Genomic DNA, 12,132 nt, shown 5'->3' on the forward strand with positions numbered 1-12,132 from the left:
TCGCCGAGAGCCGCGGGCCGATCGTGAGGCGCCTCTCATGCTCGCCTCATCGCCGCCCGGCGCCCGGCCGGTTGAATGGGGGCATGGCCGATCCCGAGCGGAGGCGACTGCGCCCATGGACGGTGCGCTCGCGCATCGTCGGGCTGCTGACGGTGCTCGCGCTCGTGTCGGCGTTCGTCGCCGGCGGCGTCGCCTACGTCGCCGAGCGATCCCGCACGCTCGAGCAGATCGAGACGAACCTGCGCGCCGCGCTCGAGTCGGCGAGCTTCATCGTCGCCGACGACGAGTGGGCCGACGCCGAGCAGGCGCTCCGGGCGGTCGTGCAGCGCCTCGCGCCCGACGACAACACGGGCACGCTCGGCGTCGTCGAGGGCCGCGCGGCGCTCGTGCCGGGCATCGCGACCGACGTGCCGCTCGACCGGCTGCCCGGCTTCGTCGAGCGCGTCGTCGCCGAGACCGCCGAGCACGAGGTCGTGGTCGGCACCTACGCGGGCGGCTCGCGCACGGTGCGCTACCTCGCGGCGCCCGTCGCGGTCGGCGAGGTCGACGAGACCGCGCCGCCCAGCGCGGTGTTCGTCACCGGCTACGACGTCGACGCCGAGCTCGCCGAGCTCGACGGGGCCGCGCGCGTCTTCAGCATCACGGCGCTCCTCACGACCGCCGCGACGTTCCTCGTAGGACTGCTCGTCTCGGACCGGCTGCTGCGCCCGATCCGGCGGATGCGCGAGGTCGCCGAGCGCTCCTCGGCCGCGAGCCTCTCGGAGCGCATCCCGGTCGGCTCGAGCCGCGACGACGTCTCGCAGCTCGCGATCACCGTCAACGGCATGCTCGACCGGCTCGGCGGCGCGCTCGACAGTCAGCGCGAGCTGCTGCGCGACGTGGGCCACGAGCTCAAGACGCCCATCACGATCGTGCGCGGCCACCTCGAGCTCGTCGACCCGCGCGACCCGGCCGACGTCGAGGCGACCCGCGACCTCGCGATCGACGAGCTCGACCGCATGGCGCGGCTCGTCGACGACCTGCGGGCGGCGGCGCGGCTGCGCGACCCGGGCGCCTTCGAGCTGCGGCAGACCGACGTCGCGGCCCTGCTCGAGCAGATCGCCGAGAAGGCGCGCGCGATCGACGGCGCCGAGCTCGAGCCCGGTGTCGAGGCGGTGGCCGCGGTCGCCGTGCTCGATCCCGACCGCATCACGCAAGCGATGCTGCAGCTCGTCGCGAACGCCGCGCGGCACGCGCGCGGCCCGATCGCGATCGGCGCGCGCGTGCTCGGCCGCGACCTGCAGCTGTTCGTGCGCGACCGCGGACCGGGCGTGCCGGACGAGCTCAAGGCCGTCATCTTCGAGCGCTTCCGCCGCGGCGTCGCGGAGGGGCGGGGCGACGGCGGCTCGGGGCTCGGGCTCGCGATCGTGACCCTCATCGCGGAGCGCCACGGCGGCTCGGCGTCGGTGGTGGATGCGCCGGGACCGGACGCGTCTGCGGCGGAGGAGCACGTGCGGGATGCGTCCGTCGGCTCCGAGTTCCGGCTCACCCTCACGGGCGCGGTCGTCCCGAGCGCCGGTGGCACGCATCCGCCCCGGAGCCCGGTCGAGCGCGACGCCCGACCCCATGAGACCGAGAGCGAGGAGCAGCCATGGCATCGATCCTGATCGCGGAGGACGAGGCGCGCATCGCGTCGTTCATCGAGAAGGGGCTCGCGGCCGCGGGCTTCTCGACGCGCGTCGCGACGACGGGCCCCGAGGCGCTCGACCTCGCGCTCACGGACGAGTTCGACCTGCTCGTGCTCGACATCGGGCTGCCGGGCTTGGACGGCTTCGAGGTGCTCGCGCAGCTGCGCGGCTCGGGCTCGACGATGCCGGTCATCATCCTCACGGCGCGCGCGGGCGGTGCCGACACCGTCGCGGGGCTCGAGGGCGGCGCCGACGACTACATGGCCAAGCCCTTCCGCTTCGACGAGCTGCTCGCGCGCGTGCGGCTGCGGATGGCGAGCGCCGCGCCGAGCGGCCAGCCGGTCGCGCAGCTCTCGCACCAGGGCCTCGCGCTCGACGTCCGCACCCGGCGCGCGAGCGTCGACGGCCGCGAGGTCGAGCTCTCGGGCCGCGAGTTCGCGCTCGCCGAGGAGCTCGTGCGCCACGCGGGCCAGGTGCTCTCGCGCGAGCAGCTGCTCTCTCGCGTGTGGGGCTACGACTTCGACCCGGGCTCGAACGTCGTCGACGTGTACATCCGCTACCTCCGCAACAAGCTCGGCGCGGAGCGCATCGAGACGGTGCGGGGGATGGGCTACCGCCTCGTCTGAGCGGCCGCGCGCGGCTCAGCGGCGGGGCCGGAGCCCCGTGACCTCGAGCGCGCGATCGAGCAGCAGGCTCGCCGCCTCGGGCGAGCGCTCGGCGGCGCGGATGCCGTGGCCGAGCAGGTGCAGCGCCGTGAGCGCTCGCGTGTGCGCCGAGTCGAGCCAGCGCTCCTCGGCGGCGTCGGCGAGGTCCTGCAGCAGCTCCGCGTCGGCCGCGCGGCCCGCGACGTCGTTGCGCACGGCGCTCGCGGTCGCGTGCCCGACGAACGCCGCGCAGTCGTCGGCAGGGTCGCCGAGGCCGGCGGTGTCGACGTCGATGACCGAGGAGACGGCGCTGCCGTGGAAGAAGAGCTGGCCGATGTGCAGGTCGCCGTGGATGACGCGCGGCGGCCCCACCCGGCGCGCGTTCGCGATCACGAACGGCGCGAGCGCCCGCACGTCGGCGGTGCGGTCGGGCAGGGCGTCGCCGATGCGCGCGAGGTGCCAGTCGATGCGCGTCGCGACCGACGCCCGCGCGATGCGGCGCGTCCGCACGGTCAGCAGCCGCTCCCGGAGCGCGTCGACCGCGTCGACGACGTCGTCGGCCGGCATCGTCGCCGCCGTCACGGGGCCCGGCGTGCCGATCGCGTCGCGCACGACCACGACGCCGGAGGGCGACCAGTGCACGACCTCGGGCGCGGGCACGCCCACCGAGCGGCACGCCTCGTGGATCGCGACGAGGTCCTCGGCCTCGGCCGGCCGCACGACCTTCACGAACAGGTGCACGCCGTGCTGCGTGATGCGCACGACCGCGCGGCGGCCGGGGCGGTAGGCGAGCACGCGCGCCTCGATCGCGCCGCTGCTGCCTGCCGCGGCGGAGATGCGCGCGAGCCGCTCGGGATCGACGGCCGTGCGCAGCGCCGGCAGGCGCGGGTCGAGCGGATGCTTCCAGATGCGGGCGACCGGGACGCCGTCGCTCGTGCGCACCACGAAGCCCGTCTCGACCGCCACCGGCAGCCGCGAGGTGTCGACGAACCACTCGCCGGCCCACTCGCCGTCGTCGATCGTGAAGCGCGCGATGCTTCCGTGGCCGAAGGGCTCCACGGCGATCAGGCGACCGGTCCGACCGATCGCCTTCTCGAGGAGCGCCTGCTCACGCATGCTCCCATCGTCGCAGGCGAGCGCGACGATCGGGGTACGGATGCGGTCCGAGCGCCGGGCGCGTCGAGCGCGGTCCTGCGCTCGCGGCGGCTACTCCGCCGCGTCGGCCGCGGCGGCGCCGCGGCCGAGCAGGCTCGCGCGCAGCGGGCCGAACACGCGGTGCAGCACCGCGATCGCCTCGTCGTCGAGGCCACCGAGGAAGAGCTCCTCGACGTGGCGGGCGTGCACGGGACGCGCCTTCCGCAGCCGCTGCCGCCCCGCATCCGTCAGCACGGCCTCGGTGCCGCGGCGGTCGCTCGTGCTCTGCTCGCGCTGCACGAGCCCCGAGCGCTCGAGCGCCGCGATGCGGTACGTGAGCCGGCCGGGCGCGAACGCGATCGCGCGCGCGAGGTCGCCCATGCGCATCCGCGAGCCCTCGGCCTCGTGCAGCACGAGCAGGATGTTGAACTCGCCGAGGTCCATGTCGGCGGCGTCCTTGAGCCGCCGCTCGAGCTCGTTCTCGAGCAGGCTCGAGCCCTCGAAGTACTCGCGCCAGGCCTGCGACGCCGTCGGCGTGCCGCGAGCGGGGCTCACGCGTGCCCCAGCATCTGCTCGAACGAGACGAACGCCTCGCTCTCGACGTCGAACGGATCGGCGTCGCGGCGGCGCGGCAGCGCGACCATGAGGTCGGCGAGCTCCTGCCCCTCGCGGGCGATGCGGCGGTCGAGGCCGGAGGCGGTGCCCCAGTCCTCGCTCGCGGCGAAGACCCCGGTGGGCACGACCTGCGCCTTGAGGTAGGCGAACATCGGCCGCATCGCGGTGTCCATCACCATCGAGTGGCGCGCCGAGCCGCCCGTCGCGCCGAGCGCCGTCGGGATCGAGGCGAGCTGCCCCTCCTCGATGACGTCGAAGAAGGACTTGAACAGCCCCGAGTACGACATGTTGAACGTCGGCGTCACGGCGATGATCGCCTCGGCGTCAACGACCTCCGCGATCGCGGCGGCGAGCGCCTCCGAGGGGTTGTGCGTGAGCATGTGCGAGGCGATGTCCTGCGCGAGCGGCCGCAGCACGACGTCGACGGCCTCGGCGGTCTGGCCGTGCGCGGTGAGCGCCGAGAGCGTCGCGTCGCGCAGCCGGTCGGCGAGCAGCTTCGTGCTCGAGGGCTCGCCGAGCCCGGCCGAGACGACCGCGATCCGGGGCGAGCTCATCGGGCGTCCTCCGCCTGCTGCGCGATCGCCGCGCCCGTGTCGAGGTCGCTGCGCGCGCCCTGCTCCTGCCACGCGCGGCCCTGCTCGCCGAGTCGCGTGCCCGCCTCGCGAGCCGCGGCGACGCGCGCGGCGTGCGTCGGCGCATCCGGCACGCCGGGCTGGCGCACGCGGTCGAACTCCTGCCGCAGCACCGGCACGACCTCCGTGCCGAGGATCTCGATCTGCTCGAGCACCTCCTCGAGCGGGAGGCCGGCGTGGTCGATGAGGAAGAGCTGGCGCTGGTAGTCGCCCGCGAAGTCGCGGAACGAGAGCGTCCGCTCGATGACCTGCTCGGGCGTGCCCACGGTGAGCGGCGTCGCCTCGGTGAACTCCTCGAGCGAGGGGCCGTGGCCGTAGACGGGCGCGACGTCGAAGAACGGGCGGAACCGCTCCTTCGCCTCGCGCTCGGTCGGCTTCATGAAGACCTGGCCGCCGAGGCCGACGATCGCCTGCTCGGGCTCGCCGTGGCCGTAGTGCGCGAAGCGGTTGCGGTAGAGCCGCACCATCCGCTCCGTGTGCTCCTTGTTCCAGAAGATGTTGTTGTGGAAGAAGCCGTCGCCGTAGTAGGCCGCCTGCTCGGCGATCTGCGGCGAGCGGATCGAGCCGTGCCACACGAAGGGCGCGACGCCGTCGAGGGGCGCGGGCGTCGAGGTGTAGCCCGTGAGCGGCGTGCGGTGCTTGCCCTGCCAGTTGACGACCGGCTCGCGCCACAGCTTGTGCAGCAGCGCGTAGTTCTCGATCGCGAGCTCGATGCCGTCGCGGATGTCCTTGCCGAACCAGGGGTAGACCGGGCCGGTGTTGCCGCGGCCGAGCGTGAGGTCGACGCGGCCGTCGGCGAGGTGCTGCAGCATCGCGAAGTCCTCGGCGATTTTCACCGGGTCGTTCGTCGTGATGAGCGTCGTCGCGGTCGAGAGGATGAGCCGCTCGGTCTGCGCGGCGATGTAGCCGAGGATCGTCGTGGGCGACGAGGAGAAGAACGGCGGGTTGTGGTGCTCGCCGGCGGCGAAGACGTCGAGGCCGACCTCCTCGGCCTTCTTCGCCATCGCGACCCACGCCCGGATGCGCTCGTGCTCGGTCGGCGTGCGGCCGGTGGTCGGGTCCTCGGTGATGTCGCTCACCGAGAAGATGCCGAACTGCATGCTGCTCATTGGGGGTCCTTCCGTCGCGAGCACGTCTTTCAAAATCGAACAGTTGGTGCAACGGGTCGTGCGGACAGCGTATTCCCCCGCGGGTGCAGTTCGTTCAAATCCGATGGATCGGCCCGCGTGTCCTCATGCGTCGACGCGGCAGCCTGCACCGCGTCAGTCGGTCGGTGCGGTCGCGGGCGGCGCGTGGTCGTCGCGCACCGCCGCCGGCCGCCCGCGGAGCCGCTCGAGCGCATCCATCAGGTGGTAGATCACGAGCGTCGCGACCGTGCCCAGCACGATGCCCCCGAAGGAGATCTGCCCCGACGAGAGCGTGAAGTCGGCGATCGCGACGATGAGGCCGACGCCCGCGGCGAACTGGTTGCGGGGGATCGAGAAGTCGACGCCGTTCTCGACCCAGATGCGCACGCCGATGATGCCGATGAGGCCGTAGAGCGCGGTCGTCACGCCGCCGAGCACGCCGTCGGGCGTCGCGAAGATGACCGCGCCGACCTTGGGTGAGAGGCCCAGCAGCACCGCGGTGATCGCCGCGATCCAGTACGCGGCGGTCGAGAAGACGCGCGTCGCGCTCATGACGCCGATGTTCTCGCCGTACGTCGTCGTCGGCGAGCCGCCGAACGCGCCGGCGATCGTCGTGGCGAGGCCGTCGGCGAAGAGCGCGCGGCCGGCGAGCGGGTCGAGGTCGCGGTCGAGCAGCTGACCGACGCCCTTGACGTGCCCGAGGTTCTCGGCGATGAGCGGCAGCACGACCGGCACGAACATGAGGATCGCCGGCAGCAGCGCCGGGTCGAGCGTCGGGGTCGTGAAGGTGGGCAGCCCGATCCACGCGGCGTCATCGATGGCGTCGAGCTTCTCCTGGTCCACCCGCCGGGTCAGCAGTGCGACGACGTAGCCGAGCACGACGCCGACGAGGATCGCGAGGCGAGCGACCATGCCGCGGAAGAGCACCGAGGTGAGGATGATCGCGAGCAGCGTGATCGCGGCGATCAGCGGGTCGGCGATGAAGTTGTCGCGGGCGGCGGGAGCGAGGTTGAAGCCGATGAGGGCGACGATGGTGCCCGAGACGACGGGCGGCATGAGCGCGGCGATCCAGCGGCTGCCGGCGAAGTGCACGATCGCGCCGACGAGCGCGAGCAGCAGCCCGACGAGGATGACGCCCGAGAGCGCGAAGCCCGGACCGCCGATCTCGGTCGCGGCACCGATCGGCGCGAGGAACGCGAACGACGAGCCGAGGTAGCTCGGCAGCCGGTTCTTCGTGACGAGGAGGAACAGCATGGTGCCGATGCCGGAGAACAGCAGGGTCGTCGACGGCGGGAAGCCGGTGATGATGGGCACGAGGAACGTCGCGCCGAACATCGCCACGACGTGCTGCATCCCGAGCCCGATCGTGCGGGGCCATGCGAGCCGCTCCTCGGGGAGGACGATGTCGGATGCGGTGAGCCGCGACGCGTCGCGGAGGCTCCAGGAGAACATGCGGTCCCTTCGGTCGAGCGGAGGCGGAGACCGCCCCTGGGATCGTAGTCCGCGGTCATCCGGTCGGCCGACGCGCGCGAGCGGCGACCCCGGCTAGCGTCACGACGTGCTCTCGACGATCCTCGCCGCCCACCCGTGGCTCGCACCCGCCGCGCTCGCCGCGGTCGCACTGGCTGCGCCGCCCATCGGCGCGTGGCTCGCCGGTCGGCCTCGGATCGCGTGGGTGCTCGCGGGCCTCGCGGGGATCGCGGTGCTCGCCGCGACGCTCAGCCCGAGCGGTCGAGAGCTCGAACCCGGCTGCGTGCTCGCCGTCGAGGCGCGGCTCACCGCGCCGGAGCCGCTCGCGAACGTCGTGCTGACGGTGCCGCTCGCGATGCTCGTCGGCGTCGCGAGCCGCAGGCCCGCGCTCGGCGCCGCCGTCGCGGCGGCGCTCGCGGTCGCGATCGAGGCGCTGCAGGCGCTCGTGCCGGCGCTCGGCCGCTCGTGCGCGGTCGACGACGCGCTCGCGAACGGCATCGGCGCCGTGCTCGGCGCGCTGCTCGCCTTCGCGGCGCTCGCGATCGCGCGCCGAGCGCGGCCGGGCGCGGACCGCTCGGCCGGCCGACGCATCCGCACGCCTCAGTAGGCCTGCTCGCGCTGCTCCGTGATGACGTGGAGCAGCACGAACCGCTCGCCCTCCCGCCAGAGCCCGAGCGCCTCCTCGACCGCCGCGGGCACGTCGGCGTCGCGGTCGACGGCGATGCCGTGGCCGCCGTAGGCGCGCGCGAGCATCGCGAAGTCGGGGTTCTCGAGCTGGGTGCCCGAGACGCGCCCGGGGTGGCGGCGCTCCTGGTGCGTGCGGATCGTGCCGTACTCCTGGTTGTCGACGAGCACGACGAGCGGCGTCGCCCCGACCTGCGCGGCGGTCGCGAGCTCCTGCCCGTTCATGAGGAACTCGCCGTCGCCGGCGATCGAGACGACCTGCCGCTCGGGGAAGTGGAGCGACGCCGCGACGGCCGACGGGATCGAGTAGCCCATCGACCCGTTGCCGCAGCTGACCATCGAGGGGTAGGCGCGCGTCGGGAAGTAGCGGTGCGCCCAGTTCGTGTGCTCGCCCGCGCCGAAGGTGACGAGCGCGTCGTGGTCGAGCTGCGGCACGAGGTGCGCCATGACGGTCGCCATCGAGGCGCGGCCCGTGCCGGGCTGCGGGTCGGGGAGGGCGCTGAAGGCGACCTGCTGCTCGCGCAGCCGCGCGGTCCAGTCGGCGCGGCGATCGTCGGGCGCGAGCTCGATCCGGTCGAGGTCGCGCGCGAATGCGCTCGGCCGCGCGAGGATGTGGTGGCTCACGGCGCCGGAGCGGCCGCGCAGCGTCGGGTCGATCGAGACGAGGAAGTTGCGCCGCTCCCAGCCCTGCCGCACGAGGAAGCCGTTCGTGATCACGTCGCCCGGCAGCGTGCCGACGAAGACGAGCAGGTCGCACTCCTCGAGCACGTCGAGCGTCGGCTTCGGCCGGCCGTAGCCGATCGGGCCCGCGTAGGAGGGCGAGTCGAACGGCACGATGCCCTCCGTGCGCCACTCGGCGACCGCGGGCAGGCGGTGCCGCTCGAGCCAGCGGGTGAGCCGGGCGGAGGCCTCCGCGTCCCAGTCGCTGCCGCCGGTGACGAACAGCGGCTTCTCGGCGCCGGCGAGCGCATCGCGCAGGGCGTCGAGGTCGTGCGCGGTCATGCCGCCGTCGGCGACGGGCAGCTGCGGCTGCGGGTGGGGCTCGATCGACTCTCGGATGACGTCCTCCGGCAGTCCGACGACGACCGGTCCGGGGCGTCCGGCGCGGGCGAGGAAGAGCGCATCGGCGACGACCTCCTGCGCGCGCTCGGCGACGTCGAGCGTCACGACGCTCTTCGCGCCGGCGGCGAACCAGCCGTCGACGTCGAACTCCTGGAACGCCTCCTTGTGCCGGTGCGCGAGCGGGATGAGGCCGATGAACAGCACCATCGGCGTCGAGTCCTGCCACGCGGTGTGCACGCCCACGAGCGCGTTCGCCGCGCCCGGTCCGCGCGTCACCATCGCGATGCCCGGCAGCGGCCCGAGCTTGCCCTCCGCCTCCGCCATGTAGGCCGCGCCGCCCTCGTGCCGGCACACGACCGTCTCGATCGACGAGTCGTGCAGCCCGTCGAGCACCTCGAGGTAGCTCTCGCCGGGCACGACGAACGCGCGCCGGACGCCGTGCTCCTCGAGCACGCGCACGATCGCGTGGCCTGCGGTCTCGGTGAGCGGTCGGGGATGCGTGGGGACAGCCTGGCGCGTCGGCGCGGGCATGAGCTGGGTCAAGAGAGCTCCAAGTTTCGGCAGAAGAGATTCGAGGGAGAGCCGCCGATGCGTCGCGTGGGTCGCTGAGCTGGCGCTCGCAGGGCCGTGCTGCTCGCTGGTGGCGAGCGGAGCCGAGGGGTCGAAGGTGCCGAACCGTTCCTGAGGCTACGCGCGGGTTCGGCCACGCGGGACGGAGCGTGCCAGCGAAAGATCGCCTCCTCTTGACGTGCGAGCAAGACGGTAGGCACCTTGAGCGGCGAGCGTCGGACCTTACCGACGTCGGCGGGTGGCGCTAGGTTCGCAGGCGTGACCGAGCACATCAGCGTGCGCGGCGCGCGCGAGAACAACCTGCGCGACGTCGACGTCGACATCCCCAAGCGGCAGCTGAGCGTCTTCACGGGCGTCTCCGGCTCCGGCAAGTCGAGCCTCGTGTTCGGCACGATCGCGGCGGAGTCGCGCCGCCTCATCGACGAGACGTACGACGCGTTCGTGCAGGGCTTCATGCCGCCGTCGCCGCAGCCCGACGCCGACAGCCTCGAGGGGCTCACCGCGGCGATCCTCGTCAGCCAGGAGCAGATGGGCGCGAACTCCCGCTCCACCGTCGGCACCGCGACCGACGCGTACACGATGCTCCGCATCCTCTACTCGCGCGCCGGCACCCCGCGGCTCGAGTCGTCGGTGATGTTCTCCTTCAACGACCCGCGCGGCATGTGCTTGGCGTGCGAGGGCCTCGGTCGCGTCTCGACGATCGACGTCGACGTCATCGTCGACCGCTCGAAGAGCCTCAACGAGGGCGCGATCGACTTCCCCAACTACGGCGTCGGCACCTGGTACTGGAAGGTCTACGCCGACTCGGGGCTGCTCGATCCCGACAAGAAGATCGCCGACTACACCGACGACGAGCTGCACACGTTCCTGCACGGCGAGGAGCGGAAGGTCGCCTTCGCCGGCTTCAACATGACCTACGAGGGCCTGATCCCGAAGCTCCGCAAGAGCGTCTTCGTCAAGGACGTCGACTCGATGAAGCCCAACCTCCGCGCGATCGTCGAGCGCGCCGCGACCTTCGAGGCGTGCCCCGAGTGCGGCGGCTCGAGGCTCAACGCCGCCGCGCGCGAGGTGCGCGTGCAGGACGTGACGATCGCCGAGGCGACCGCGATGCAGCTCACCGACCTCGCCGCCTTCGTCGCGGCGATCCCGCCGGACGCGGGCGGCGCCGCGACCGCGCCGCTGCGGGCGAAGCTCATCGACCTGCTCGAGACCTTCGACGCCATCGGGCTCGGCTACCTCTCGCTCGACCGCCCGGCGGGCAGCCTCTCGGGCGGCGAGTCGCAGCGCACGAAGATGGTGCGCCACATGGGCTCGGCGCTCACCGACGTCACCTACGTCTTCGACGAGCCGACGGCCGGGCTGCACCCGCACGACGTGCAGCGCATGAACGGGCTGCTGCAGCGGCTGCGCGACAAGGGCAACACCGTGCTCGTCGTCGAGCACAAGCCCGAGGCGATGGCGATCGCCGACCGCGTGTTCGATCTCGGCCCCGGCGCGGGCGTCCACGGCGGGCAGGTCGTGTTCGAGGGCACGTTCGACGAGCTGCGCGCGTCGGGCACGCGCACGGGCGAGCACCTCGAGCACCGGCAGCAGCTCAAGGCCGAGGTGCGCACGCCGTCGGGCCGGCTCGAGATCCGCGACGCGCGCGAGCACAACCTGCAGGGCGCCGACGTGGATGTGCCCACGGGCGTGCTCGTGGCCGTCACGGGGGTCGCGGGCTCGGGCAAGTCGTCGCTCATCCACGGCTCGCTGCCGCGCGACGGCGTCGCCTTCGTCGACCAATCCGCCATCAAGGGCTCACGGCGGTCGAACCCGGCGACCTACACCGGCATCCTCGAGCCCATCCGCAAGGCCTTCGCGACCGCCAACGGCGTGAAGCCCGCGCTCTTCTCGGCGAACTCCGAAGGCGCGTGCCCCGAGTGCAAGGGGCTCGGCGTCATCTACTCCGACCTCGCCTTCATGGCCGGCGTCACGACGCCGTGCGAGCTGTGCGGCGGCCGGCGCTTCACGGCGGAGGTGCTCGAGTACGAGCTCCGAGGCAAGTCGATCGGCGACGTGCTCGACATGTCGATCGAGGAGGCCGCCGACTTCTTCACCGAGAAGCAGGTGCAGCCGATGCTCGGCAGGCTCGTCGACGTCGGCATCGGCTACATCACGCTCGGGCAGACGCTCACCTCGCTCTCGGGCGGCGAGCGGCAGCGGCTCAAGCTCGCGATCGAGATGGGCACGGCCGCCGATGTCATCGTGCTCGACGAGCCGACGACGGGCCTCCACATGGCCGACGTCGACAACCTCATCGGCCTCCTCGACCGCATCGTCGACGCCGGGCGCACGGTCATCGTCATCGAGCACAACCTTGACGTCGTCTCGCGCGCCGACTGGCTCATCGACCTCGGCCCGGGCGCGGGCGCCCAGGGCGGGCGCGTCGTGTTCGAGGGCACGCCGATCGCGCTCGCGACCGAGCCGGGCGACTCGCTCACCGGCCAGCACCTCGCGAAGCGGCTCGCCGCGGTCTGAGGAGTTCTCG

The 12,132-nt window shown here is 73.0% G+C and carries 10 protein-coding genes; 4 read left to right on the top strand and 6 right to left on the bottom strand.

Annotated features, from left to right (window positions below; all coding sequences use genetic code 11):
- The first annotated feature begins 83 nt into the window (after positions 1-83).
- Positions 84-1,646 (top strand): sensor histidine kinase, encoded by a 1,563-nt coding sequence (locus H508_RS14470; protein WP_051222665.1) that lies wholly within the window; start codon positions 84-86, stop codon positions 1,644-1,646.
- Positions 1,631-2,293 carry a response regulator transcription factor gene (locus H508_RS0104295; RefSeq protein WP_026373162.1) on the top strand — a complete coding sequence of 221 codons (663 nt, stop codon included), beginning with the start codon at positions 1,631-1,633 and terminating at the stop codon, positions 2,291-2,293. Before H508_RS14470 ends, H508_RS0104295 begins: the two co-directional genes overlap by 16 nt.
- A gap of 15 nt (positions 2,294-2,308) precedes the next feature.
- Here H508_RS0104295 and H508_RS16600 read toward each other — a convergent pair whose 3' ends face one another.
- The 5 genes from H508_RS16600 to H508_RS0104320 all read right to left on the bottom strand — a co-directional run bounded on the left by H508_RS16600 (position 2,309) and on the right by H508_RS0104320 (position 7,271).
- Positions 2,309-3,427: a phosphotransferase gene (locus H508_RS16600; RefSeq protein ID WP_026373163.1), complete on the bottom strand. Its 1,119-nt coding sequence runs from the start codon at positions 3,425-3,427 to the stop codon at positions 2,309-2,311.
- Positions 3,428-3,517: 90 nt separating this feature from the next.
- Positions 3,518-4,000, bottom strand: coding sequence for a MarR family winged helix-turn-helix transcriptional regulator (locus tag H508_RS14480; RefSeq protein ID WP_051222667.1), 483 nt, complete (start codon positions 3,998-4,000; stop codon positions 3,518-3,520).
- Positions 3,997-4,614 (bottom strand): CE1759 family FMN reductase, encoded by a 618-nt coding sequence (locus H508_RS0104310; RefSeq protein WP_026373164.1) that lies wholly within the window; start codon positions 4,612-4,614, stop codon positions 3,997-3,999. The genes H508_RS14480 and H508_RS0104310 overlap by 4 nt, the downstream gene beginning before the upstream one ends.
- Positions 4,611-5,792, bottom strand: coding sequence for an LLM class flavin-dependent oxidoreductase (locus H508_RS14485; RefSeq protein WP_051222746.1), 1,182 nt, complete (start codon positions 5,790-5,792; stop codon positions 4,611-4,613). Before H508_RS14485 ends, H508_RS0104310 begins: the two co-directional genes overlap by 4 nt.
- Before the next feature lie 162 nt (positions 5,793-5,954).
- Positions 5,955-7,271, bottom strand: a complete 1,317-nt coding sequence (locus H508_RS0104320) for a uracil-xanthine permease family protein (RefSeq protein ID WP_026373165.1) — start codon at positions 7,269-7,271, stop codon at positions 5,955-5,957.
- 106 nt (positions 7,272-7,377) lie between these two features.
- Between H508_RS0104320 and H508_RS14490 the strand changes: the two genes are divergently transcribed.
- A complete protein-coding gene (locus H508_RS14490) occupies positions 7,378-7,896 on the top strand; it encodes a VanZ family protein (RefSeq protein WP_051222669.1) in 519 nt (172 codons plus the stop codon).
- Here H508_RS14490 and H508_RS0104330 read toward each other — a convergent pair.
- Positions 7,890-9,566 carry a thiamine pyrophosphate-dependent enzyme gene (locus tag H508_RS0104330; RefSeq protein WP_026373166.1) on the bottom strand — a complete coding sequence of 559 codons (1,677 nt, stop codon included), beginning with the start codon at positions 9,564-9,566 and terminating at the stop codon, positions 7,890-7,892. The two genes, H508_RS14490 and H508_RS0104330, sit on opposite strands and share 7 nt — an antisense overlap.
- Positions 9,567-9,863: 297 nt before the next feature.
- On the opposite strand from H508_RS0104330, the gene H508_RS0104335 reads away from it, so the two are divergent.
- Positions 9,864-12,122 (top strand): ATP-binding cassette domain-containing protein, encoded by a 2,259-nt coding sequence (locus H508_RS0104335; RefSeq protein WP_026373167.1) that lies wholly within the window; start codon positions 9,864-9,866, stop codon positions 12,120-12,122.
- Positions 12,123-12,132 lie beyond the last annotated feature (10 nt).

Origin of the sequence: Agrococcus lahaulensis DSM 17612 (genome assembly GCF_000425105.1) — a bacterium.
Taxonomy (GTDB): domain Bacteria; phylum Actinomycetota; class Actinomycetes; order Actinomycetales; family Microbacteriaceae; genus Agrococcus; species Agrococcus lahaulensis.